Source organism: Labrenzia sp. C1B70, assembly GCF_000475395.1.
GTDB lineage: Bacteria > Pseudomonadota > Alphaproteobacteria > Rhizobiales > Stappiaceae > Roseibium > Roseibium algicola.
In genome coordinates this window covers 500,066-523,893 of the sequence record NZ_AXCE01000012.1, presented here as the reverse complement: position 1 = coordinate 523,893, position 23,828 = coordinate 500,066, and the positions used below count along the sequence as shown (strand labels likewise).

General features: G+C 59.8%; 20 protein-coding genes. 7 read left to right on the top strand and 13 right to left on the bottom strand.

Going from position 1 to position 23,828, the window contains the following annotated elements; genetic code table 11:
• Positions 1-4 precede the first annotated feature (4 nt).
• The gene (locus Q666_RS50705; RefSeq protein ID WP_031269175.1) at positions 5-919 is read right to left on the bottom strand and encodes an AraC family transcriptional regulator; all 915 of its coding nucleotides are present in this window, start codon (positions 917-919) and stop codon (positions 5-7) included.
• Between the two features lie 95 nt (positions 920-1,014).
• On the opposite strand from Q666_RS50705, the gene Q666_RS50700 reads away from it, so the two are divergent.
• On the top strand, positions 1,015-1,764 hold the full coding sequence (locus Q666_RS50700; RefSeq protein WP_023000663.1) for an SDR family oxidoreductase: 750 nt from the start codon (positions 1,015-1,017) through the stop codon (positions 1,762-1,764).
• A gap of 84 nt (positions 1,765-1,848) precedes the next feature.
• On the opposite strand, the gene Q666_RS50695 is transcribed toward Q666_RS50700, so the two are convergent.
• From Q666_RS50695 to Q666_RS50685, 3 genes are read right to left on the bottom strand one after another with little or no spacing between them, the layout of a single operon-like run.
• Positions 1,849-3,156, bottom strand: a complete 1,308-nt coding sequence (locus Q666_RS50695) for a TRAP transporter large permease (RefSeq protein ID WP_023000664.1) — start codon at positions 3,154-3,156, stop codon at positions 1,849-1,851.
• Between the two features lie 18 nt (positions 3,157-3,174).
• On the bottom strand, positions 3,175-3,684 hold the full coding sequence (locus Q666_RS50690; protein ID WP_023000665.1) for a TRAP transporter small permease: 510 nt from the start codon (positions 3,682-3,684) through the stop codon (positions 3,175-3,177).
• Positions 3,685-3,686: 2 nt separating this feature from the next.
• Positions 3,687-4,715, bottom strand: a complete 1,029-nt coding sequence (locus Q666_RS50685) for a TRAP transporter substrate-binding protein (RefSeq protein ID WP_286133789.1) — start codon at positions 4,713-4,715, stop codon at positions 3,687-3,689.
• 164 nt (positions 4,716-4,879) lie between these two features.
• On the opposite strand from Q666_RS50685, the gene Q666_RS50680 reads away from it, so the two are divergent.
• Positions 4,880-5,413, top strand: coding sequence for a MarR family transcriptional regulator (locus tag Q666_RS50680; protein WP_023000667.1), 534 nt, complete (start codon positions 4,880-4,882; stop codon positions 5,411-5,413).
• A 104-nt stretch (positions 5,414-5,517) separates the two neighbouring features.
• Here Q666_RS50680 and Q666_RS50675 read toward each other — a convergent pair whose 3' ends face one another.
• A complete protein-coding gene (locus Q666_RS50675) occupies positions 5,518-5,859 on the bottom strand; it encodes a GIY-YIG nuclease family protein (protein ID WP_023000668.1) in 342 nt (113 codons plus the stop codon).
• A gap of 393 nt (positions 5,860-6,252) precedes the next feature.
• A complete protein-coding gene (locus tag Q666_RS50670) occupies positions 6,253-12,027 on the bottom strand; it encodes an antitoxin (protein WP_023000669.1) in 5,775 nt (1,924 codons plus the stop codon).
• A 282-nt stretch (positions 12,028-12,309) separates the two neighbouring features.
• Here Q666_RS50670 and Q666_RS50665 point away from each other — a divergent pair, with 282 nt between their 5' ends.
• From Q666_RS50665 to Q666_RS50655, 3 genes are all read left to right on the top strand, one after another.
• Positions 12,310-12,624, top strand: a complete 315-nt coding sequence (locus tag Q666_RS50665; protein ID WP_023000670.1) for a hypothetical protein — start codon at positions 12,310-12,312, stop codon at positions 12,622-12,624.
• Between the two features lie 250 nt (positions 12,625-12,874).
• Positions 12,875-13,237, top strand: coding sequence for an Hpt domain-containing protein (locus Q666_RS50660; RefSeq protein ID WP_208984210.1), 363 nt, complete (start codon positions 12,875-12,877; stop codon positions 13,235-13,237).
• 127 nt (positions 13,238-13,364) lie between these two features.
• Positions 13,365-13,685, top strand: coding sequence for a 2Fe-2S iron-sulfur cluster-binding protein (locus Q666_RS50655; protein WP_023000672.1), 321 nt, complete (start codon positions 13,365-13,367; stop codon positions 13,683-13,685).
• An 82-nt stretch (positions 13,686-13,767) separates the two neighbouring features.
• Here Q666_RS50655 and Q666_RS50650 read toward each other — a convergent pair whose 3' ends face one another.
• On the bottom strand, positions 13,768-14,994 hold the full coding sequence (locus Q666_RS50650) for an MFS transporter (RefSeq protein ID WP_023000673.1): 1,227 nt from the start codon (positions 14,992-14,994) through the stop codon (positions 13,768-13,770).
• A gap of 306 nt (positions 14,995-15,300) precedes the next feature.
• On the opposite strand from Q666_RS50650, the gene Q666_RS50645 reads away from it, so the two are divergent.
• A complete protein-coding gene (locus tag Q666_RS50645) occupies positions 15,301-16,089 on the top strand; it encodes a helix-turn-helix transcriptional regulator (RefSeq protein WP_023000674.1) in 789 nt (262 codons plus the stop codon).
• Between the two features lie 69 nt (positions 16,090-16,158).
• Positions 16,159-16,584, top strand: coding sequence for a universal stress protein (locus tag Q666_RS50640; RefSeq protein ID WP_023000675.1), 426 nt, complete (start codon positions 16,159-16,161; stop codon positions 16,582-16,584).
• 70 nt (positions 16,585-16,654) lie between these two features.
• On the opposite strand, the gene Q666_RS50635 is transcribed toward Q666_RS50640, so the two are convergent.
• The 6 genes from Q666_RS50635 to Q666_RS50620 form a co-directional block, all read right to left on the bottom strand.
• On the bottom strand, positions 16,655-17,782 hold the full coding sequence (locus tag Q666_RS50635) for a hypothetical protein (protein ID WP_023000676.1): 1,128 nt from the start codon (positions 17,780-17,782) through the stop codon (positions 16,655-16,657).
• Between the two features lie 33 nt (positions 17,783-17,815).
• Positions 17,816-18,991, bottom strand: coding sequence for a VWA domain-containing protein (locus Q666_RS50630; protein WP_023000677.1), 1,176 nt, complete (start codon positions 18,989-18,991; stop codon positions 17,816-17,818).
• 39 nt (positions 18,992-19,030) lie between these two features.
• Positions 19,031-20,002 carry a glycosyltransferase family 2 protein gene (locus Q666_RS64940; protein WP_023000678.1) on the bottom strand — a complete coding sequence of 324 codons (972 nt, stop codon included), beginning with the start codon at positions 20,000-20,002 and terminating at the stop codon, positions 19,031-19,033.
• Positions 19,999-20,904: a Gfo/Idh/MocA family oxidoreductase gene (locus tag Q666_RS50625; RefSeq protein WP_023000679.1), complete on the bottom strand. Its 906-nt coding sequence runs from the start codon at positions 20,902-20,904 to the stop codon at positions 19,999-20,001. Before Q666_RS50625 ends, Q666_RS64940 begins: the two co-directional genes overlap by 4 nt.
• A gap of 47 nt (positions 20,905-20,951) precedes the next feature.
• Entirely contained in the window at positions 20,952-21,488 is a 537-nt protein-coding gene (locus Q666_RS64935; protein ID WP_023000680.1) for a dTDP-4-dehydrorhamnose 3,5-epimerase family protein, read from the bottom strand.
• 141 nt (positions 21,489-21,629) lie between these two features.
• Positions 21,630-23,828 (bottom strand): autotransporter outer membrane beta-barrel domain-containing protein, encoded by a 2,199-nt coding sequence (locus tag Q666_RS50620; protein ID WP_152533353.1) that lies wholly within the window; start codon positions 23,826-23,828, stop codon positions 21,630-21,632.

Below are 23,828 nucleotides of genomic sequence, written 5' to 3'. Positions count from 1 at the left end.
GTGTTCAGGTCGTTGCACTTGCCTTGCCGTATCTGACGGGCGGGCAGCCAACGTGCCGGGTAAAGGCTGTGCTGAAGGCGCTGGTGGAGCCATAGCCGGTCCGGCTGGAAATCTCGCCGATGCTGTGGAGACCTGAGCGCAGCATGTGCTTGGCTAGCGTCATGCGCCAGTTGAGCAGGTAACTCATTGGCGGCAGGCCGACAATGCGGTTGAAACGGGTAAAGAACGCGGAGCGGGAGAGGCCAGCCTCGCCGGCCAGCGCCCGGATCGACCAGGCCTGTTGCGGTGCGCCGTGCATGGCACGCAGGGCAGGGGCCACCCGAGCATCCGCAAGGCCGCTGAGAAGCCCGGTAGAAGCGGTGGATTGGACGCTTGAACGGAAAGCCTCGATCAGGAGGACCTGCAGAAGGTTTTCCAGCACCACATCCCTTGCAGGGCGATCGGCCCGTGCCTCGTCGCGTACCAGGGCTGCCAGCGACGCCAGACGATCTTCGCCGCGCACAACCACCATCTCCGGCAGAAGAGAGACCAGCAGTTCGGCATCCGGGCTTCCGAAGCTGCAATGGCCAACCAACTGCTGAACCTGGGGCGGGGTTTCACGTGGGTCCAGCATGCCGACGCGCACAACACCATCTTCCCCGTAAACAGGCTGGCTGAAATAGCCTGGAGGTGGTGGCGGATCGAGACTGGTGACAGTCAGCCCGCCAACGGCGGGCAGCAGCGCAAAATCGCCCGCTGACAATATCACCGGTGTTCTTCCGTCCACTTCCAGGTTGAGCCGCCCCATCAGCACCAGGCAATAGAACGCTTCGTTGACATCGTCCCGTCGCACCCGGAAGGGGCCGGAGGCTTCCCCGATTTTCGAGAAGGGGGCTCTGGGCCGCAGAAGTGTGATCACTTCGGACAGGGGATCTGCCATTTCGGACTTTCGATAAAAAGACTGAGACTTCTCATGATAGAAAGTTTTGTCCGTCGTGTCGATATGGGGAGCATCCAACAACAGGAGACTTTGTCATGAAGACCATCATGATTACTGGATGTTCCTCCGGCTTCGGGCTGGAAACGGCGCGGCATTTTCTGAACGAGGGCTGGCGGGTGGTTGCGACCATGCGCAAACCCGACGCCACCTTGCTGCCGGCCTCCGAACATTTGCGCATACTGCCGCTGGACGTGACAGATCACACCAGCATTGCCGAGGCCGTGGCTGCCGCCGGTCCGGTTGACGTGCTGGTCAACAATGCTGGTGTTGGCTGGTTGTCGCCCTTCGAGGCAACGTCGGAAGACGTGGTGCGCAGGATATTCGACACCAACACCTTCGGGACGTTCGAGATGATCCGCGCGGTGCTGCCGCAGATGCGGGAGAAGGGCGAGGGCGTTATCGTCAACGTGTCGTCCAGTGTCACGCTGAAGTCCTTGCCGCTGCTACCGGTCTATACCGCCAGCAAGGCGGCCGTGAATGCCTATACCGATTGCCTGGCTCTGGAGCTTGCGCCGCTTGGCATCCGCGTCCAGCTGGTTTTGCCGGGCCGCGCACCTTCGACCAGCTTTGGCACGAATGCACGAGCGTTGATGGCGGGCGCGATGGAGGCGCCTGCGGCCTACAAGCCCTTTGTCGAGGAAGTGATGGGGGCCTTCATGGCAGATGCCGACAAGGAACCGACCCGGTCGGAAGATGTGGTCAAAGCCATCTGGCAGGCGGTAACCGATCCGTCGTGTCCCGCCCACCTTCCTGCCGGCAGCGACGCAGAGGCGCTGGCGGCCTGATGAAAGGTATGCCGGGCGGTGTGGCCACCGCCCGGCAATTTTTTGGAGTTCGGTTTTCCTGGCCATGCACCGGCCGGTAAAGCCTCAGATGAGCGCCAGTGACAGCAGCGGAACAGCAATCAACAGCGCCAGTCGCAGGATGTCGGCCAGCCAGAACGGCAGAATTCCGGCAAACATCGTCCTCAACGGCACGTCCGTCAGCACAGAGCGAAGCACGAAGACGTTGAGGCCTATCGGCGGCGAGATGAGGCTGATTTCGGTGACCACCACCACGATGATGCCGAACCAGATCAGCACCATCTCCGGATCTGCCAGCAAACCGCCACCGAAATCGAGCGAACTGACCAGCGGGAAGAAGACCGGGACCGTCAGCAGGATCATCGACAGGCTTTCCAGCACTGCCCCCAGCACCACGTAGATCAGTACCAGAACCAGAATGACGACATAGGCGTTGACGTCGAGCGACTGAACGAAGGTCAACAGTGCGTCAGGCACACCGGCATAGCTGATGAAGTTGGAAAAGACTTCCGCACCAATGATGATCGCGAAGATCATCGCCGTGGTGCGCGCGCAGTTGAGCGCTGCGGTGTAGAGCTTTTCAAACGTCAGACCACCGGACACGAGCGCGATCACGAAGGCGGCGGCAGCACCGATGCCGGCTGCTTCTGTCGGCGTGAAGAAGCCGCCGTAGATGCCGATCATGATCACGGCAAATAGCCCGACAACTGCCAGAACACCCCAGACGTCACGCTTTTCGAGCTTCATGTCTTCGGACGCGGTTGGCGCAAGCTCGGGTTTCTGCAGAACCGTGACGTAAATGGCGCCGAGATAGAACAATACGCCCAGCAGGCCCGGGATGATGCCGGCAATGAACAACTTGCCGATGTCGGCCTCGGTCAGCAGGCCGTAGATGATCAGGATGACGGATGGCGGGATCAGGATGCCAAGCGTGCCACCGGCAGCGATGGAGCCGGTTGCCAGACTGTCGGCATAGCCTGCCTTGCGCATGGAAGGCATGGCCACCTTGGACATGGTGGCAGCCGTTGCCAGAGACGAGCCGCAAACTGCCGAAAAGCCGCCACAGGCGACAATGGCCGCCATGGCAAGGCCACCACGCATGCGGTGAAGCATGTGGTGGGCGGTCGAGAACAGTGACTGGCTGACACCGGAAATGGTCAGGAGGTTGCCCATCAGAATGAACAACGGGATCACCGAAAGGGTGAACGAAAGGCCGGTTTCGAAGGCCGCATTTCCGAGCAGGTTCAGCGCGGCATTCCAGTTGCGCAGGGCCGCGAACCCGGCAGTGCCGACGATGATCATTGCAATTGCAATGGGCACGCGCAGAAGCACGAGCGCGAAGAGCGCAACGAAACCGATCAGAGCTTCAAGCATATTCAATACTCACTGGTATCAAGCTTTTTCGCGGAACCGCCTGGCCGCGAAGACTATGGCGGCGACGGCGGAGAGCGCGAAGGAGGCAGCTCCCAGCCAACCGATCAGCGAAAGCGGGATCTGAAGGGAATCCGTCACCTGTCCGCGACGGTCCATCTTCTCGGCATGCTCGAACAGCTTGAACGCGATCAGGGCCAGGACACCGACCGTGCAAACAGCGGCAACCAAGGTGCCGAGCCGTTTGATAAGGGCGCTCTTGAGCCCGTCGAGCAGCTCCACCTCGATATGTTCGCCGGCAGCGGTCGTCAGTGGCAGGGCCAGGAAGATCAGCGTGGCCAGCAGCAGCTCCGTCAGCTCATAGGCACCGTTCACGGGGCTGTTGAAGGCATAGCGTGCGACGACGTCGACACAGGTTAGCCCGATCAGGGCGGCCAGCACACATAAACAGGCCAGCCCGAGCAGGAAACCGGCCCCTCGCCGGATCGTATCGATCCGGCGAGGGGCCTGGCCGTTGGATTCGGCAGACATGCTTAGTGCTTGATGCCGGTCTTGTCGCGGAACTCGGCCAGAGCGGCGGTGCCGTCAAAGCCGGTTTCGGCAACGGCAGCGGCCCAGGTAGCTTCATGCTTGGCTGCAAGTTCCTTGACCGCCTCCAGAACCGGGGCCGGTGCGTCGTAGATCTCAATGTCCTTGTCGGCAATGTAGGAAGCCGCACGGGCATCCGCGCCATCCCAGACGCCGCCGGCCATTTCGGCAAGGGCTTCACCGGAAATCTTGTCGATGGCCGCCTGGTCTTCTTCCGACAGGCCGTCCCACACATCTTCATTCATGACCATGAACCAGGAGGTGTTGTAGAAGCCACCCGGCAGGCTCATGGAGTATTTGGTGTAGTCGGTCAGATTGAAGGCCTGCAACGCTTCCATGGGGAAGGTGACACCATCGATGACACCGCGGGACAGCTTCTCGTAAACTTCGCCCGGGCCCATGAACTGGGTGATGATGTCAAGTTCCTGAGACAGGTCCGCAACATAGCCGCCCGGAGTGCGGATCTTCAGACCGGCAAAATCTTCAGACTTTTCGATCTTGCGCTGGTTGTTGTGGAACATGCCGGGGCCGTGCACCCAAAGGCCGAGCAGCTTGGTGCCCTTGTGTTCGCCTTGCGCGTCGAGGGTGCCGCCATAGACGTCCCAATAGGCCTTGGAGCCTTCGGTTGCAGTGTTTGCGATGAAGGAGAACTGGCCAATGCGCGAACGCAGGAAACGGTCGTCGCGCGTGAAGGAGTGCAGGCCGTAGGTGATGTCGACGATGCCTTCGGCGGCAAGGTCGAAATGCTCGGGCGGCGAACCGACCGGCTTGGGCAGAATGCGCACGGTTACGCGGCCATCGGTAGCCTTGGCAACTTCTGCTGCCCAGGGCTCCATCACGTCGGTAACAAGCGGGTGTTTCGGTGGCAGCCAGGACGACAGAACCAGTTCGTCGGCGGATGCGCTGGCGATGAAACCGGTCAATGCGGACGCTGCCACACCTGCGAGAATGGAAAAACACTTCAACTGTTTCACGATTTTCTCCTCCCCTTCATTTCATGAAGGCCGTTCTTGCCGGTATGATCCCGGACTTGAAACGTGATGCCAAACATAGTTACATATGCAACAAAATAGTTACACATGAAACCAAGTCAATCGTAAAATCGTGCAGACGACCTAACCAATACTGTTGAGCGCCGATGACCAAGCTGACCAATCCGGAGACCGAGACCCAAGAAGCCATTGGGATTGCGAGCGAAACGCCAGAGACGCGATTGCCCGACTTCGAGCTGGAAACATTTTTTCCCTACCGGGTGCGTGTCTTTTATTCCGACGTCACACGGGCTCTTTCAGCGGTTTACCAGCGTGATTACGGCATGATGCCTGCCGAATGGCGCACCATGGCCATTCTCGGCTCGGCCTCTGGCGGACTGCAGGCAAGCGAGATCGTTGCCCGCTCCAGCATGGACAAGGTGGTCGTGAGCCGGGCCGTGAAACGTATGGAGGAGCGTGGCTTTCTGACCCGCGAAAGCAACGAGGCCGACGGCCGCAGTTTTCTATTGCAGCTTTCAGAGGAAGGACGCGCGGCTTTCGAGGATCTTGCTCCCAAGCTGAAAGCCGTCGAACAGAAAATGCTCAGCGGCCTCTCACCTGCGGAAATCGATGGGTTTCTCGCGGTTACCCGGCGGATCCGGGAGAACCTCTCGGACGAGTTGGACGGGGTGAGTGATTGAGAGGCGGTGGTCATTCGACTTCCCGCGGCCGGGCGATGCCCTAAGACGGCATTGCGTGCCGGATCTTGCGTCCGACTTGAAAGAGGCATCGCCTCATCCAACTCTCATACGCTCTGCAAACGAGTAGGCCCCGGGTCTCGCGCTGCTCGCCCGGGGTGACACCGGGGTTCGGGTGCCATTAAATCATGCCACTCGGGATTGGACTTCTCGATTAGTTGAACTTTCCAGGATCTGCGCCATTTCTTAAGGCGTTTCTCCATGGCGATGGCTTCGCTCACATCGTCGAACGCTTCTGCAAATACCAAATTGCCGATGCCGTGCTTGCGGGTGAAATCGCCGCCTGCCTCACCGCGATGCTCCTCAACGCGCCGGGCAAGATCGTTTGTCACCCCGATGTAGAGCGTGCCGTTGATCCGGCTTGCCAGGATGTAAACGTAATAGGTCAAGCTTCACCTCTGAAGTGAATTGCATTTGACGGTACAACCGTTTTGCATCTTCAAGTCAAGCGGCGTCGGTCGCTTTGCGTCCCTGGATCAATCCAGGCAGGGCGTCACCCCGGGCGAACGAAGTGAGACCCGGGGCCTACTCGTTTGCAGAGCGTTGGTGGGTCGGTGCGGGCGTTACTTTGGAATGCCCGCAGTCCCATCCAAGCGGAAATGCGGGTGTCCCCCGACGCTCTGCTTCGCTTGGGAGGATTTTGATACCGTTTTGAGCTCATGCAGGTAATTGGCCTTGAACGGGTTGCTTGCGTCCAGCGATGAAGTCGGCGGCCGTTTTTTGCCCCTGCAAACAAAAAAGGCGGCCAGTGGCCGCCTTTTTCGTGTCTGACTGTCCGTCTCTTAGTCGAGCCGGCCGCTGGCGTGGGCCAGCATGGTGTAGACCTTCCCGGTGTCCGACGTCAGGTACGTCTGGCCGAGCATGTTGTCGCGGTCGTTGCGCGATACCTGGGCCAGGAGCTGCTCGAAGTCTGCCACATACCGTTCGACGGCAGTGCGGAATTCCGGATCGCGAGAGTACTTCTGACGGATTTCGTCGAAGGTCTGCTGACCCTGCAGTGTGTAGAGGCGGCGGGTGAACACGTGGCGTTCGCCATTGCGGTAGCGGTTCCACAGATCGACGAAGGTTTCGTGATCGATGGCGCGGGCAATGTCGACCGACAGCGAGTTGAGGCTTTCAACCGTGTGCAGCGGCGTGCGGCTCATGTCCGTGTCCGACCCGGCATCGTCGTCGCGCGAGGCGCGGCGCAGCAAGTCGGCAACCCAACCCTTGCCACCGGAACTGGTGGTTTCGGCAGGGGCCGGCTGCTGCCGACGAGTGGTGACCGGTGCCGGACGCGGTTCGCTTGCCGGAGCGCTCTGCTGACGGGCAGGGGCTGCCGGAGCATAGTTCACCGGAGCCTGCTGCTGCGGGGCAGGAGCAGGAGCGGCGCTTGCCACTGCTGCCTGAGCCTGCGGCCGGGAGATGTCGAGCGCGTTGGACTGCTTGGCGACAATCTCGGAGAGTTCCGTCAGAGCGCGGATCTGCTCGTTGACCACCTTGCGCAGCGCTGCGGAAGATTCTTCCGCTTCTTCCGGCAGGTTCAGGACACCCTGTTTCAGTTCGCTGCGGGTTGCTTCCAGCTCGCGGTGAACGTCGCGGGCAACATCGCGCATCCGGGCGGCCGCATCGTTGAAGCGATCGGACGCTTCGGTAACGGTGCGGGTCATCTCGGCGATGATGTCGTCCTGTGCGGAGCGGATAGCTTCGCGGGCCTTCTGGCCCTCCATGCCTGCCGTGAGGCGCATGGATTCGAACTGCTCGGACACCTGCTTGGACGCTGCTTCAGCCGCCGCGGACAGCATGTTGGCTGCATCGCGTGCCTTGTCGTCTGCCGTTTCCAGCGTTTCGGACAGGGTCTTGGTGAAGGAGCGCATGAGCGTGTCGACGGCTTCGGTCTTCGCCAGAAGCGTGTCCGCAACGTCCTCGATTGCGGTCCGGCGCTCGGAGACACGGCTCTCGACGGAGCGGTTGGTGTCTTCCAGGTGACGGGCTGCCTTGGTCAGTTCCTCCGACTGGTCGCCGAAGCGGCCGGTGAGGTTCTTGATGTCCGCCAGCGTGGTGTCCGTCACATCGCGCAGGTTTGCAACCTGTTCGGTGATGAGGGCCGTGGTGGAGTTGGTTTCCGAAACCGCCCGGTCGACGGCAGAGCGGAACTCGCCGGCGCGGCGGGCCAGGTTGCCCTCCACCTCGTTGAGGTTCTCGCCCGCAGTCGCGACGATACCCTGCAGGTTGCTGTTGGACGTCTCGATCTTGTTGAGGATCTCGGTAACGTCCGCTTCCAGCCGACGCTTGGTGTCGGTGAGCAGGGTGGTTGCCTGTTCGCTGCGCTCGTTGATGCTGGCGACGATACGGTCGCCGGCTTCCACCAGCGAGCGGGTCGCGTCGAGGCCGGTATGGGCGAATGTATCGGTGACATCGCGGCCCTTGACCGTGATGGCTTCCAGGATCGCCGTGTGGACCTCGGACAGGCGTCCGGTAAGGTCGTTGGCACGCAGTTCGATGGCGCTGATGAGTTCGTTGCCGTCGGTGCCGACGATCTTCGCCAGCTCGCCGGAACGGGCGCCGAAGGCTTCGTTGAGCGCGGTTGCCTTGTCCAGCAGTTCGTTGGCGACCTCGTTGCCGCGGCCGACCAGAAGATCTGCTGCTTCGGTAACGGCGCTGTTGACGCGGGCACGAACCATGCCGGCTTCGCTCGACATCTGGCCGCGGATTTCCTCCAGCGTTTTCGCCAGTGTCATGCGGGCCTGCTCGCTTTCGGCGGACAGGTTGCCGGAGATTTCGGCAATCAGGCCGGACAGTTCGTTGCGGACCTTGTCGCTTTCGCCGGTCAGAGACCCGGAGAACTCGGCCAGGGTGCCAGCGTAGAGTGTACGGGCCTTTTCGCTTTCGGCTGCCATGGCGCGGGCGGCATCGCCAACCGCGCTGAGCACCAGCTCGCGGATCTTGCCGCTTTCACCGGACATTGCGCCGGTAGCCTGGCTCATTGCAGAGGTAACCGCATCGGCTGCCTTCTGGCTTTCGCCAACCAGGACGCCGCGAGCTTCGCCGACGGAGCCCAGGACGATCTGGCGCATGCGATCGCCTTCACCGGAGAGCTTCTCCGTCGCCTGGCTGAGAGCACTGTCGACGATTTCGACCGTACGATTGCGTTCGTCGGAGAGGGTCTGGACAGCGGCGGTGACCGCTTCCTGAACCACATCACGCAGACGCGTGCTTTCGGTGGAGAGCGTTGCTCCGGCTTCGGAGATAACGGCCGTGAGAATGTCACGGGCACGCTCGCTCTCGCCGGTGAGGGTGCCGGAAATGCTTTCCAGACGCTCATTCAGCAGTGTTTCCAGCTGGGTGGCGCGGCTGTCGAGGGTTTCGGCAACCTCGAACACCTTGGCACCCAGGGAGACGTTGATCTCGGCGATCCGCTCGGACAGGGATTCCGTCAGCTGCTCGCTCTGCTTGCCCAGCACGCTGCCGGCTTCCGCCAGACGGTTGTCGAGGGCAGAGGTCATCTCGTCCTGACCGTCGACAAAGGCCTTGGCGATTTCCTTTGTGCGGGAAATCAGGGTTTCGGAGATCTGGCGGGCACGCGCATCGAGGGTCTCGTCGATCCGGTCGGTACCGCTGGTCATGGAGGCGGAGATCAGCTCGGCCTTGTCAGCCATTGCAGACGTTGCTGTATCAACGCGCTGCGACAGGGACTGGCCGATTTCCTCGGCGCGTTCCGCAAGGGTATTGCCGGCCGCTTCGATGCGCTGACCAAGCTGCAGCGTGATGGCGTCGGAACGGTCCGCAAGTACATCGGTGATGTTGCGGGTCTTTTCCTCCAGCGCATCGCTGATACCGGTGGTGCGGTTCTCGATGGCATCGGACAGGATCTGCGTACGGGCTTCCAGGGTTGCCTCGAAGGCCGCGGTCCGCTGATCGAGCGTCAGGTCCAGGGTGTTGATGTGACTGCCGAGAGAGGAGTCCATCGTGGAGATCCGCTCGCTGAGCGAGCTGTCCATCGACGAGAGGCGATGCTCAAGCGAATTGTCCAGCGTGCTGATGCGATCGGTGAGGGTGGCGTCCATCAGGGCGTAGCGCTGTTCCAGCGAAGCGTCCATGGTGCCGATCCGCTCGCCAAGGCCCGCATCCATGGTGGTGAAGCGGTGCTCCAGAGAGCTGTCCATGGTGGCGATACGGTCGGTCAAGGTCGTGTCGATGGCGGTGTAACGCTGTTCGAGGGTCGCATCCATGGTGGCGATACGATCGGTCAGGGTCGTGTCGATGGCGGTGTAACGCTGCTCGAGGGTCGCATCCATGGCCGCGATACGGTCGGTCAGGGTTGCATCGATTGCCGAATAGCGCTGGTCGAGCGATGCATCCATTGTCGCGATGCGATCGCCCAGAGAGGCGTCCATGGAGTCGATACGGGTGGCGAACGTCGTGTCCAGCGTGGACAGGCGTGAATCCAGCGCTTCGGACAACAGCAGGGTCTTGGTGTCGAAAGCGTCGATCAGCTGGCCGCCGCGATCGGTGACGATGGTTTCCAGCTCGGTGAGGCGGCTCGACAGGCCGTCCTGCAGCGCCTGGCCGCGTACTTCCAGAGTTTCGGCGATCTTGCCGCTGATCTGGTTGATGTCGCCGGCGACACGGTCGCCGCGGCTGCCGATGAGTTCGGCAAGTTGGGTTCCGGTTTCCGCCAGTTTCTGGGTAAGTGCACCGGTCTGGTCGCCGAGGCTCGCGGAGAATTCGCCGGAGACGCTTTCCAGGGTCTCCCGGAAGCCAATGGTCTGCTGTTCCAGGATGGTGGCCATCTCGTTGCTACGGGCAGCCAGACGTTCGTCCAGTTCGCTGCCGTTGATGGAGATGGCGGTGTAGATACGTTCGGAGATGTTGTCGAGTTTCTCGGCCAGCTCACCACCGCGAACGGAGATGGTCTGGGTGAGGGACCCTGCGGTTTCGTCGAGCTTGGAGGCGATTTCACCGCCGCGCAGCGACAGATCGACCACGATGCTCTCGCCGGTGCCGCGCAGGATTTCCGCAACTTCCGTAGACCGGCTGGACAGGGTCTCGACGATTTCCGCACCCCGGATCGAGATGGTGTCGGTAACTGCCTGGCCTTTTTCGGAAATGCTCTCGACCACACGGTTGCCGGTTTCGGCAAGGGACTCGTCCAGCGTGGTGACGCGGTTGTCGACGGTTGCCACCAGTTCCTCGGTGCGCGAGGTGATGGTGTCGATGAGACGGCCGGAGGTGAGCGACAGGTTGGCGTTGATTTCCTCGCCGCGCGCCGTGATCACTTCGCCAACGTTGTTGCCGGTCGTTTCCAGGGTGAGCCGGAACTCGTCCGCCTTTTCGCTCAAGGTGTTGATCACCGAGTTGCTGGAGGTTGCCAGGGTCTCGTTGATCGTCGTGCTGCGGGCGGACAGGGTTTCCACGAACGTGTTCGCGGTGTCCGCGAAGCGTTCGTTGACCTCGTTGCCACGTGCCGTGAGCGTTTCCCACATGGTGGAACCGGTCTCCGCCAGGCTGTCGACCAGGTCGTTGCCGGTAGACGAGAGGCGGGCGACATAGTCTTCCGCGCGGACCGTGAGGCTGTCGACCAGTTCATTGCCGGAGGCGTTCAGCGTTGCGCCGAGAGACTCGATGCGGCTGTCGACGGTGGATGTGAGTTCTTCAACACGGCTGTTGACCGCATCGATCATGCGCTGGGTTGCATGGTCCACGGTGCTGCCGAGTTCACCGGAGGTGCTGGAGAGCTGTGAGGCGAAGCTCTCATGGGCACCGGCGATGGTTTCGCGCACGCGCTCGGCGTTCATGACGATGGACTCGCGCTGGCTGATCAGTTCGTCGATCAGGGCGCGGATCTTCAGTTCGTTGTCGTTATAGGAGCGTTCCAGCGAAGACACTTCATTATGGACAAGGACTTCCAGCTCGCTGGCGCGCGCGATCGCGCGTTCGATGCCGTCGCCCATGGCGGCGACTTCGCGGCGGATGGCCTGGCCAACGCTGAGGATGCTTTCCTTGGCCATGTCTTCCGGTTCGGCAAGACGCAGGGCCACTTCGGTCATGCCACGGGCGACAATGCGCATTTCCTGCGCGCGCCAGATCATCATGGCCATGACGAAGAAGAAGATGATCGGAACGACGATGCCGACGACGGCCAGGATCATTTCAGGAGAGCTGAGCAGCGTCTGGGGATCGGTCAGCGATCCGACCTTGTCGGGGAACGCTGTCATGAAGAGGCTGCTGCCAAGCGCGGCCCAAAGGGCGCTGAGGGCGAGGGCGCCCCAGAACGGCGCTGAAGACGGACGGCGCTGCAAGGAGTAGATCAGGTTGCCGATGTTCCGGCGATCGTCGTTGGCTGCCGGCGGGCGTCCGCCGCGGCCACGGCGTCTTGACTGACGCTGCTCTTCGCGCTGGGACTGGCCTCGCGTTTCCCCCTGGGACCGGCGTGCCGGTTCCGCCTGGGCAGGGCTAGCCTCTGCCGCGGAGGTTGTTTCTGTGGTATCCGGGCCGCCGAAATCAAGTTTCAGGGCTTCTTCAACTGCTGAGAGAGCCGCTTCTGCCGGATCTTTCGCCTTTGTCGGATTTGCCATTTAGGGTCGCCTCACATCCGTACTCATTACACACCGGTAATCGTGCAGAGCCGCTGGCGCAGCTCCTTACAGTTATCTACCGGATGCGTCCTCGTTGCGAGCGTTGCCCAGCTGTGGCAACGCCGCAAAACCTGTTCGTGCGAGAGGGCCGCCGCTGACCGACCGTGAACTTTCCGTTCGACGGTACACTCCCCACCTTGCCGCATCAGTAACTGTAATGGCACAATCTCTCCTAACGAACAAGAAACGGCAATAGCGTGAGTCACTTAGGGGGCGGATTGGATGCCGGATTCAAAGCAGGTTGACGCATCGGCAGATGCTGAAAATACGGTTCTGGAAGTTACTCTCAAAGCGGGAAAGTTGACGGCTGCGCAAAAGCGGTGGTTGCAAAAAGGGCTCGGGCAGGCGGGGGGCAAGCTGCCTCTGTTCGATGACAACGGCCGGGAAATTCCGGCGCGCACAATCCGCGCCTGTATCGATGCAGGTTGGGCAGAGCCTTGGTTTTCCAACCCAATCAAGCCCGACTGGCTGGTCTGCAAGCTCACGCCCGCCGCCATCGAAGCACTTTCTGCAAGTCAAAAAGTCAAAAAAAGTTAACGGCGAATCAGATCATTAAAATTTTAGCGATTCAGGAAATCGGCAGAAACGCAAGGACTTTTTTAATCCTGTTTCGTAACCTGCGTTAAAACGCATTAACCATGAAATCAATTTTTTGGGGACATGGGCCGAAAGGGACGGTTTGAGCAACCGGTTTAACCGGGTGTTTGGGCTTGGGGCGCATTGTTGTGGCTCTACAGCTTGCGGCGGGGTGCCGTCAGGCAGGTATCGAGTAATGTGGAGCACCCTTATGGCCCCTTCTTCCATGGCCCGCGTCGCCGGACGCGCCGGTCCGGAGGCACCGATCGATCTGGTGCAACTGGCAACCAATACGCTGGGTAACCGGGATCTAGAAGTGCAGGTCCTGCATCTGTTCAAGTCACAGTCCATCTCGACGCTTGAGCGGTTGAAGCAGGAAACCGACAATTCCGTTCGCCTCGACCTCGTGCATACCCTGAAAGGGTCTGCCCGGGCCATCGGCGCGGAGCGGGTCGCGATCGTTTGCGAAAATCTGGAAGGCAAGATGCGCTCGAGCACCGATACGGCCACCGAAGGCCTGATTGCGGCGGTCGATGAGGCGAACCGATACATCCGGGACCTTCTGGAAGGTTGAAGGTCAGACCCCGCCCAGAACGGGGAGAGGCAGATTGCCGCGTAGAAATGGCACGGTCCTTGACCTTTTGCCGTAAATCTTTATGTCGTGCTTCGAAGACCCGCAAATTCAGGCTTGGACGCGACATATGCCGAAAATCACATTTGTAACCGCCGATGGAACCCGGACCGACGTTGACGCCGCTGAAGGCTCTACGGTGATGGAAAACGCCATCAAGAACATGGTCCAGGGTATCGAAGCGGAATGCGGCGGTGCTTGCGCCTGCGCTACCTGCCACGTTTACGTAGATGATGCCTGGAGCGGCAAGACCGGATCTCCGGAGCCGATGGAAGAGGACATGCTCGACTTTGCCTACGACGTGAAGCCGACCTCGCGCCTATCCTGCCAGATCAAGGTGACGTCCGATCTCGACGGCCTTGTGGTGCATGTGCCTGAGCGGCAGGCCTGATCAGGTCAGTTCAGACAAGATTTCAAACAAAACGCCCGCCGGATCACTCCGGCGGGCGTTTTGGTTTGTCCAGGTACAGAGTTTACTCTGCAGGTTGGGCAGAAGGCTTGCGGTACCAGAAGTCGACTTCGTGGCCTTCTTCCGGATTGCTCGGGATCAGGGTTGCCAGCACAAGGCTGACCAGGGCCATGGCAGCGCCAGCCAGGAAGACCGCAGCCGGGGACACCAGCCAGATGAAGCCGAATACCACCGGAATGAACACCGCAGCGATGTGGTTGATCGTAAAGGCGACGCCGGCGGTGGGGGCGATGTCGGCAGGGTCGGCGATCTTCTGGAAGTAGGTCTTGATGGCGATGGCGATCGCGAAGAAAGCGTGATCGATCACATAAAGGCTGGCTGCCAGTGTCGCGTTGGTGACGAAGGCATAGCAGATGAACACCAGAACCAGGCCGACATACTCCAGAACCAGCGCCTTGCGCTCGCCGAAGCGAACAATCAGTTTTCCGATCTTGGGTGCCAGCACCATGTTGAAGGCGCCGTTCAGGAGGAACAGACCTGCGACTTCGTGAACGTCATAGCCGAAGCGTTCGACCATCAGGAAGCCGGCGAAAACCGTAAAGATCTGCCGCCGCGCACCAGCCATGAAGGTAAGGGCATAATAGAGCCAGTAGCGTTTTCTCAGGATCAGCTTCTTGTGCTGCGGCACGCCTTCACGGAAATGCGGATAGGCGAAGATCAGGAAAACAAGAACAACCAGCGTCAGGCCACCGGCAATGGCGAAAACCACCGTGAAGGACAGCTCGAACATCTTCCACGCCAGGAAGATGACACCATAGGCGATCAACTGGGCGAAGGCGCCAACGGCCAGGATCTTGCCCATGCTTGCAGCGGCCGTTGCCTTGGGCAGCCATTGCAGCGACAGCGACTGCGCCATCGTCTCGTAGTAATGGAAGCCGATCGACATGATCAGCGTCGTTACATAAAAGCCGATCGCGGTCGGAAAATAGCCTGTGACGGCAACGCCGACGCCCAGGAGCAGCAGCGACACATAGGCGAGCGTCTGCTCGCGCATCATCAACAAGAGATAGACCGCAAGGAAGCTCAGGAAGCCCGGGATTTCCCGGATCGATTGCTGAATGCCGATCTCCCGGCCGGTGAAATCCAGCTCCTGGACAGCAAAGTTGTTCATCAGGTTCCACCAGGCAGCAAAGGAGAGCTGCATGGCACCTGCCATGATCATCAGGAGAACCACAGGAGACCGCCAGCCGGTCGCCTCGTTCGGGTGCGCATTCTGGGTGAAGTAAGACATTGTGTGGCCGTGGAAAAAGAAAACGTTCGGCAGTGTTGCGAGCCGTTTCTAACGCCAATTGCGGTTTGCGTGTTAGCGCTGTTTTGTCATGAGATGTTTCCGACACGCCAAATTCTGGCTGGTGCAGCGCTAGGCATCCGGCAAAAACGCGAATTGATCCTTGTTAATCATGGCTTGGCGCAAGGAAAGCATTTCACCTTGCCGGCAGGACCTGGGCATAGTTGCCGCGATTATGCTGCGTTGCCGAGTCCTCCGGTGCTATTGGCCCTCTGTGCAATATCGGGGTGAAGGTATACGATCCGGCGCATGAGCATTCATCCCGAACTTGCCGAGTTTCCGAAAGAGGCTGTCGCCGCACCGATTATCGGATACGCGCGGACCCAGTTGCAGGGCCGGAACAATGGCTGGCATTCGCATGATGCAGCGCAGCTCTTCCATGTGATCAGGGGATCGATTGCCATCGACACGGAGATGGGCACCTATTTCGTGCCACCCGAGCGGGCGGTCTGGCTACCGCCCAGGGTCAGTCACCAGACCCGGTATCTGACCGACACGGAGCTGCGTTACATCTATGTCCAGTATGATTACACAAGGGATCTGCCGCAAACACCGCAGGTGATGCAGGTGACGACCCTGCTCAGGGCACTCATTCTCGAGTTCATGTCCTATCCGCGCTCCGAGACGGACAAGGGGCCGGCGGCACGGATCGCTGCGGTTATCCTGGATCAGTTGAAGATGCTGCCGGTTGCCCCCCTGCAGCTGCCGATGCCGCAGGATGCCCGGCTGCGCGACCTGTGCGAAGGCGTCGTCCGCTGTCCGGCACATATTCCCTCGCTCAGCGAGGCCGCTGACCGGTGTGCGACTTCCGTGCGTTCTTTCGAGCGGCGCATAAAAGCGGAGACGGGGCTCAGCTACCGTACCTGGTGCCGCCAGGTGAAACTGTTCCGGGCTCTGGAGTTGCTGGCGTCCGGGCGAAGCGTTTCCGACGTCTCCCACAAGCTCGGTTACGAGGGGCCGAGTGCCTTCGTCTCAACCTTCAAGAAGGCCTTCGGCGTGACACCCGGCCGATACTTTGACGGTGTCGAAGCCGATTGATCCTTGTCATGGCGGTGCATGTTTTCCGGGCGCACAAAAAGTCGACCTGATTTTTTGGGGAGACAACACATGTTCAAGAAAATCCTCGTTCCCGTTGACCCGGCCGAAAGCGGCTTTGCCACGGAGGCGCTTGCCAAAGCCTCGCAGTTTGCCCGCGACTATGGCTCCAAGATCCACCTGATGGCGGTTTGCCCGGAAGTTCAAAGCTTCGTGGCGAGTCAGCTTCCGGAAGGCTGGCAAAAGCGGGAATTCGAGGAAACCGCGAAAATCCTCGACAAGATCGCATCTGATCTGGACGTTCCCGAAGGCACTGTCGATGTGACCGTGCGTATGGGGTCGGTGTATCATGAAGTGATCGAGGAAGCCGAAAAGGCGAATTGTGACCTGGTGCTGATGACATCGCACAAGCCAGGCCTGTCGACCTACTTCATCGGCTCGAATGCCGCCCACATTGTCCGCCATGCACCGTGCTCGGTCATGGTGCTGCGCAGCTAGAGCGACAAGCAGCGATCAGGCCGTTCGATGCCGGGCCTTGAAAGGTCGATCGGCTCGTGAACCCCAGCCGTCAGCCATTGCGCGTCAGCAGCATGGCGACGGCTGCATAACGGAAGGGGTAGAGGCTGGTGTCAGCCTTCAGGCGGTCTTCGGCCCTTGCAAAGATCCGGTTGATCAGATCCTTCCGTGATGGGCTTTCAGGCAGGGCGGCGCGCAACACCGCTTCGGTGAAGGCGCGGAAGAAATTGACATAGTCGCGGGCATAGCGGTCAAGATCGCCGTCCTGCTTGAAGCGGTCGACGAACGGGACCGCAATTTCGTACTCCATTGACCGGTCGAGTGAATAGAGGCCGGCAGCTCCATACGTATCGTTGGTGACCGGGTCTGCAAGTTCTTGCAGGTCCCGCATGTACACCGGCTGGTAATAGCGGTCGTAGACCTCCCTGCTGATGTCTCCGGCCTCGACGAAGTCCAGAACCGCGTCGTTCAGAAGATCATAAAGGCCATCACAGGTTCGAGCCGGGCCCTTGGAGCCAAACACCTGAACCAGCAGCTTGCCACCTGGAACCAGTTCCTTTGCGCGGACGGTGAGGAAACGGGCGATATCGTTCTTCGCCTGTTCGGCAAAGGCATGCCGGTCTTCTTCGGAAACATAACCATTTGCCCGTGCCACACTTGGGCCGTTGGGCAGGATATAGCCGGGCAACGTGTCGACAGGGCGGCAGGAGAGAAAGCCGATGGCGTTGAAGGTGGTGGCAAGGTGCAAGCTCTGCGACGGGCAGAGCTGATCGTACATCGAGCCACCGATCGCGGCCGAGTAAACCCTCTCAGACCCGAAGACCGAGCCGCCATCCGGTCTGAGGCTGCGGAAAAGTTCAGAAAAGTCGTTTGTGGGAAGGTCTGAATGGATGGTCTGGATCGGCCGTTCGGTGCGTGCAAGCAATGCCGGGAGGGCGTGTTTCATGACGGCAACAGAATTGCGGCCTTCCGAGCAGCCGTAGTCGGCAATGCCAACGGGACCGCTACCCTCAACCGGCAGGCTCGCAATCGCCTCTTCAAGCAGTGGCAATATCTTTTCGATGGCAGACCATTGGGCAGCCGAGTTGGCGTTGTAAAATCCTCCGCCGGACATGCCGGTCGTGGTTGCGTGGGAAACAGGTTGCGCGAAAGGGTGAACGGGTTTTGGGGTCGGTTCCATGTGTTCCCTTTCTGCGCCTTTTGTGCGGAAAATCTACCTGGCCAGTTCCTTCATGGCGTCCGTCAGACCTTCGACGGTCATGGGAAACATGCGGCCTTCCATGAGTTCGTTCAACATCTGGATGGAATGCGTGTAGTGCCAGTGTTCCTGCCGAACCGGGTTCAGCCAGACCGCGCTCTTGTAAAGCCCGGTGATCCGCTGCATCCAGTCGGCTCCGGCTTCCTCGTTCCAGTGCTCAACCGAGCCACCGGGATAGGCAATCTCGTAGGGGCTCATGGACGCATCGCCGACAAAGATGATCTTGTAGTCGGCTGGGTACTTGTGCAGCACGTCCATCGTCGGCATGCGCTCTGTGTGGCGGCGGCGGTTTTCCTTCCAGACATACTCGTAAAGGCAGTTGTGGAAGTAGAAGTGTTCCATCACCTTGAATTCGGAACGTGCGGCTGAAAACAGCTCCTCACAGACCCGGATATGATCGTCCATCGACCCGCCGATATCGAAAAACAACAACACCTTGACCGCGTTGTGGCGTTCCGGCCGCATCTTGATGTCCAGAAGGCCCTTGTGGGCTGTTGCGCGGATGGTGTCGTCGAGGTCCAGTTCTTCAGCAGCACCCGTTCGTGCGAAGTTGCGCAGTCGCTTCAGGGCAACCTGGATGTTGCGGGTGCCTAGCAACTGGGTGTCGTCGAGATCCTTGAATTCGCGCTTGTCCCAGACCTTGACCGCACGACGGTGCCGGCTTTCGTGCTGGCCGATGCGTACACCTTCCGGATTGTAGCCATAGGCACCGAACGGCGACGTGCCGGCTGTCCCGATCCATTTGTTGCCGCCCTGGTGGCGCTTTTGCTGCTCCTTGAGGCGTTCGCGCAGGGTCTCCATCAGCTTTTCAAAGCCGCCGAGTGCCTCGATCTGGGCCTTTTCCTCTTCACTGAGGTGCTTTTCCGCCAGGCGGCGCAGCCATTCCTCCGGTATTTCGGTGGTGGCAACCTCGCTCATGAGGTCGAGCCCCTTGAAGACGTGGCCGAAGACGCGGTCGAACTTGTCCAGGTTGCTCTCGTCCTTCACCAGCGTGAGCCGGGCGAGATAGTAGAAATCCTCGACGCTCTTTTCCGCCAGATCCTTATCCAACGCTTCCATCAGCGTCAGATATTCGCGGAGCGAGACCGGGATGCCGGCCGATTTCAGTTCGGTGAAGAAGGTAATGAACATGTGCGAAAGGTAAGTTCCCGGCAGTTGCCTGTCGAGGGGTCAAAAAGGTCGCTTCGACAGGAGTTTACGAAGCAGCTTGCCACTTTTGCGAAAGGGCGCCGTCATCTTCCAGGAAGACGAGGCGAGGATTGCGTCGTAACGGCGTTTCTGCAGGTCGAGTTCGGCCTGCAATTCTCGGATCTTCCCCTGCTGGGCGGAAACCGTTTGCGTCTGCCGGGCCGCGTTGTCCGCATGCTGCCGGCTTTCGGACCTGAGGTGGCTGATCAGCATTTCATTGCAGCTGGTCTGGAAATCCTGCCTTTCCGCCGGATCGGCAAACCTTTGCATCAGCGCCATCATTTCACCCTGCCTCTCGGCAAGCGACATGTCCTGACGGTGCACGGCGGAAGGCTTGATGCATTGAACCGTGGGCCGTGTTGCAAAGGTGAAGTCCGGGCGTGCCAGAAACTTCCGCCACATGAAGAGGTCGGTCCAGAAGTCAGGTGGTGCCGGGCTCCAGCCAACATCCAGAGACTGATAGGCCTCAAGGGAATAGCCAACCGTCGACGGGCCGAAGAAGTTCCAACGCGTCTCCAGCATCTTGCGGCGCGTGTCCGCGTCCGACAGATCTCCGATATGAACCTTGAACGCCCCGTCAGGCAGAATTTCAGCCTGAAGCAGATTACCGAAGTCGCAGGTTTGGAGCAGGCGGCCCAGTTCCGACAGATGTTCGGGAAACCAGATGTCGTCATCACCGATCTGGGCAACAAATTTGCCGTTTGCCTGATTGAGAGCCGTGTCCCGATGAGCTTCGCCGTGCCGTTCTCCCTTGGGGAAGGAAAAAACACGGATCCTCTCGTCACGCCCTGCCAGCTTCTCCGCTTCCTGCACGGTCTCTTGGGGGGCGCCGTCACATACGATGAACAGTTCGAAATCTTGCAGGGACTGGCCCAGAACACTCTCGACGGCGAATGGCAGAAGCGCGGGAGGTCTGTTGACCGGCAGCAGGACGGTGAAGCGCGGATGGGTCACGGCAATCCTGCGAGCGCTCTGAGTTCGGCAATGCGCCTGACGATCAATGCGCCTTCTGCAGCCGAGGACTTTGGAGCAGCTCCCCCTTCCAGATGCGCGACGAATGCTTCCAGTTCGGCCAGAAGAGGCATTTTCGTGCCAACCTCGATTTGCTGAGGCTTCTGGCCGTGATCTCTCGGAGCAAGGAGAATGCGATCGTCATAGGATGAGGCCAGTTGGGCCACCGCCTTGCTGCCGATTACGACGGCGGAGCGTTTTGGGGCCGGATGGAGGGAAGAGATCTCCATGGTGACGGTGAGCGGTTCCCCATCGTTTTGGAGACGGGCAATCAGGTCCTCACCACCCAGGCCCGGGATCTGGGCGATCGCCGAATGAGCCTTGGGCAATGTTCCCAGGATTTCGAGTGCGATCGAAAGATCATGCGGCATCAGGATCCAGAGGCTGTCGACATCCTTGTGAGGATTGCCCCAGCCGAGCCGATAGGTGCGCACCGCTTCGATCTGGCCCAGAGCGCCGGATTTTGCCAGTTCCGCAAGTTTCAAAATGCCGGGATGATAGCGCCACTTGTCCATGACGAAGAGACGTTCCTGCAGCGTATCGGCAAGTCTTTGCGCCGCCTGTGCGTCGTTGGTGACCGGTTTCTCGCAGAAGATCGGCCGGTTCCGCGGTGCAAGTGCGTCGATGCAGGCCGCGTGAAGCACTGTTGGTGGCGCAACGACATATCCCGCGCAGTCAGGAAGCTTGGCAGCGCTATCGCACACCGAAGCGGCTCCGGCCTCCCGGGCGGCGTGCTGGCTGTCCGAACCGGGCACCGCCACGTGCACGTTTACACCCAAGCTGCGCAGATCGCGAAAGATGAGCTTTCCCCACCGGCCAAAGCCAACCAGACCGATATCAGTCATGGCTGTGTCCAACAGCCGGCGATGTGAAATTGCAGGTGACTGCGTAATCAGGCATTGGCGTCCGCATAGAATTTATCAAGCATCTGCGAATAGTTGTCGGCTGTTCTGTCTCTATCGGAAAGGACAGGGTCCTTCGTTGGCCAAGACAGGTTCAGTTCCGGACAATCGAACTTGCAGCCCAATTCGTCCGTCGGGTCAAAGTAGGTGGAAACGGAATAAAGATGCGTCGCGGCTTGCGGAAAATAAAATCCGTGGCAAACACCCGGCGGAATTGAAACAGCTCGTCTGTTTTCCGCTGAAAGATCGAGAAACTGCGATGTTCCAATGGTCGGGCTGTCGCGGCGTATGTCATGCAGACCAAGCAGCATCTTTCCGGACAGGACCATCAGATAATCGTAGTGATCCTTGTGCACGTGAACACCGCGCAATGTGTCTTCTTTCGAGGTGACGATGTTCCACTGGATCGACTTGAAACCGGTGAGCCAAGTCTCCCGGTAGATTTCGGTGAAACTGCCGCGGTCATCGATGTGCGAAACCAGGTCATGGACAATCACGCCTTCAATTGACGTTTCTTCGGTTTTCATCGAATTGCCAGACCCCAACGATCGTTTTTCTCGCGCAAGCTTCGCGGCCCATCCGGACCCAGGGACAGACTAACAGGTTTCACGACGATGTGGAGGCCAGCATCGGAACAGCGTTTGAGGGAAGGGGGCTTTCCCAAGTCCTCAGAAACTGATCTTGGCGCCCAGGCGAACCGATGCGGATAGTGTATCGGCGCTGTCGTAACCGCCTTCTATTCCGGCGAGAAATTTCGTGCCCTCATTGACCTGCCACACGGCATCGGCTGCCGCAAAACCGCGGAGCACCGCATCGTCGTCGTCGACGGACAGGTTCAAGGCAGCTCCCTGCAGGGTGCCGTCGACACTGTCGTTTAGCGTGAAGATGCCGTCGATACCCGCATTCGCACTGAGATAGAGCGTGCCGCCATTCTGGACGATGGGGGCATGATCGTAGGTCGCCTGCGCGCGCAGTTCCAGAACGTGCAGCGACCGGCCGGAAACCGAAAGGCCGGTTGCGCTTTCATCGGCGTCGCCCGTTTGCCAGAGACCCGAGTAGCGCACACGAGCGCTGGGTGTCAGCGTACCCTCACTCAGGGCGAAGGCATGGCCGAGGCGCGCAGAGGGCGTGACGTAGACATAGTCGTAGTCGATGGAAAGGTCCTGCAGGCCACCGACAACCATGTTGTTGAGGACGGTGACCTCTTCATCGCTCTTCAGGTAGCCGCCGAGAAGGCTGAATTGAGCAAAGGTCGCCTGCCAGGAGCGGCTGAGATAGCCACCGGCGTGGATGCTGTAGCTGAAGGCCGAGTGAATGTCGCCGTCGCTGGTCGTCCTGCCGATGGTGAAACCACCGGCAACACCGGCGGCAAGCCCTTCGGCGAATGTCTTCTCAGCCCCGGCAGTGATGCCGCCGAATGTATGGTCGAACCCGTCGCTGCCTTGCCTGGAAAGAACACCGCCAAGAGGCGTGACCCAAAGCGCGGTGGCGTTTTGCTCTTCCGGAGCCGGACCGTTGGTTGCGACGAAGGACGTGCCGCCCAGTCGATTGAGGTCCATCTGCTGTTCAAGGCTGCCGGTGACAGCGCGCGTCATGGTGTTGAAGGTCTGGGCAACCGTGTCCAGCCGGAAGTCGTCCGGATTAAGGATGGTGATCGTGTTGCCGTTGGTCGCTGAAGTGAGGCCTGCCGTCGTTAGCGTTCCCGGGATGCTGCTGAAGGTCAGGATCGCCGTTCGCCCGGCCGCGTAGTTCAGGGTTGCTGTGGTCGGATCGGTAAAGGTCAGAACACCCTGAAGTATGGTGCCATTGTTCAGGGTAACGGTTGCAACAGAACCATCGACATAGATCGAGGACCCGTTGCTGCTGTAGATCTCGCCGGAGTTGGTGATCGTGACATTGTCACCGTCAACGGCAATGCCATGTCCGACATCGTCATGATCTCCGGAAATCGTGCCAGTGTTACGTAGCGTGCCGCTGTTGGAGATGGTGACGTCATCGCCATTGGATTCGATCGGGTTGGCGTCTTCCCCAGAAACATTAATCGTGCCCGAGTTGGTGATAGCGGCGCGGTCACCATCATTGTCGATGCCGTCTGCCAGCGTACCGGACATGGTTATCACACCGGTATTGATCAGGATGACATCGTCGCCGTCGCTGTCAAAGCCGTCCGCGTCCTCGCCAGTCGTTGTAATCGTTCCGGTGTTGGTTATCTTCGCGTCGTCTTCATCGGTGTCGATCGCATAGGCGTCGTCACCTGTCGTGGTGATCGTGCCTGAGTTCAAGACGGTCGGACGGTCGCCCTCGGCATTGATGCCATAGGCAGCTTCACCAGTGGTGGAAATCGTGCCGGAGTTGGTGATGTCCGTGTCCGCACCAAGCGACAAGATTGCATCGGATTCCTTGCCCGTTGTGGTGATGGTACCCGCGTTGGTGACCGTGAAGTCGTCCCCGTCACCGGCAATGCCGAAGGCACGGCTGCCGGTAGTGGTTATGGACCCGTTGTTGTGAACGGTGGCTTCGTCTTCGTTCGACCCAATACCGGCAAAATTAGGTGTGCCAATGGTTGTCTTGGTGACTGTAATGGTGCCGTTGTTGGTTGCTGTCTGATTGTCGTTGTCCAGAACGAGGCCATCCTGATCGGTAACCTCGATGGTGCCGCCGTTCTCGACTGTTCCGGTGTCGCCAACGTCCGTCAGTGTCTGTGTTGTGGTGACCGTGGTGCCTGAGCCGATGGTAATATCACCGGCAAGGCCTTTTTCCGGACCAAGCAAAACCAGGGCGCAACTGCAAAGCAGAAAAGCCTTGAGTTGGCGGCGATGCTGAAGGGCGGATTTCGTCTGGATTGGCAACGGCCTGTCGCTACACAA

Coding starts and splice junctions, on each gene's coding strand:
- Q666_RS50655 (WP_023000672.1), top strand. CDS start 13,365: ATGCCGAAAATCACATTTGTAACCGCCGATGGAACCCGGACCGACGTT.
- Q666_RS50695 (WP_023000664.1), bottom strand. CDS start 3,156: ATGCTTGAAGCTCTGATCGGTTTCGTTGCGCTCTTCGCGCTCGTGCTT.
- Q666_RS50705 (WP_031269175.1), bottom strand. CDS start 919: ATGGCAGATCCCCTGTCCGAAGTGATCACACTTCTGCGGCCCAGAGCC.
- Q666_RS50640 (WP_023000675.1), top strand. CDS start 16,159: ATGTTCAAGAAAATCCTCGTTCCCGTTGACCCGGCCGAAAGCGGCTTT.
- Q666_RS50700 (WP_023000663.1), top strand. CDS start 1,015: ATGAAGACCATCATGATTACTGGATGTTCCTCCGGCTTCGGGCTGGAA.
- Q666_RS50630 (WP_023000677.1), bottom strand. CDS start 18,991: ATGTTCATTACCTTCTTCACCGAACTGAAATCGGCCGGCATCCCGGTC.
- Q666_RS64935 (WP_023000680.1), bottom strand. CDS start 21,488: ATGAAAACCGAAGAAACGTCAATTGAAGGCGTGATTGTCCATGACCTG.
- Q666_RS50665 (WP_023000670.1), top strand. CDS start 12,310: ATGCCGGATTCAAAGCAGGTTGACGCATCGGCAGATGCTGAAAATACG.
- Q666_RS50625 (WP_023000679.1), bottom strand. CDS start 20,904: ATGACTGATATCGGTCTGGTTGGCTTTGGCCGGTGGGGAAAGCTCATC.
- Q666_RS50635 (WP_023000676.1), bottom strand. CDS start 17,782: ATGGAACCGACCCCAAAACCCGTTCACCCTTTCGCGCAACCTGTTTCC.
- Q666_RS50690 (WP_023000665.1), bottom strand. CDS start 3,684: ATGTCTGCCGAATCCAACGGCCAGGCCCCTCGCCGGATCGATACGATC.
- Q666_RS50660 (WP_208984210.1), top strand. CDS start 12,875: ATGGCCCCTTCTTCCATGGCCCGCGTCGCCGGACGCGCCGGTCCGGAG.
- Q666_RS50680 (WP_023000667.1), top strand. CDS start 4,880: ATGACCAAGCTGACCAATCCGGAGACCGAGACCCAAGAAGCCATTGGG.
- Q666_RS50670 (WP_023000669.1), bottom strand. CDS start 12,027: ATGGCAAATCCGACAAAGGCGAAAGATCCGGCAGAAGCGGCTCTCTCA.
- Q666_RS50650 (WP_023000673.1), bottom strand. CDS start 14,994: ATGTCTTACTTCACCCAGAATGCGCACCCGAACGAGGCGACCGGCTGG.
- Q666_RS50645 (WP_023000674.1), top strand. CDS start 15,301: ATGAGCATTCATCCCGAACTTGCCGAGTTTCCGAAAGAGGCTGTCGCC.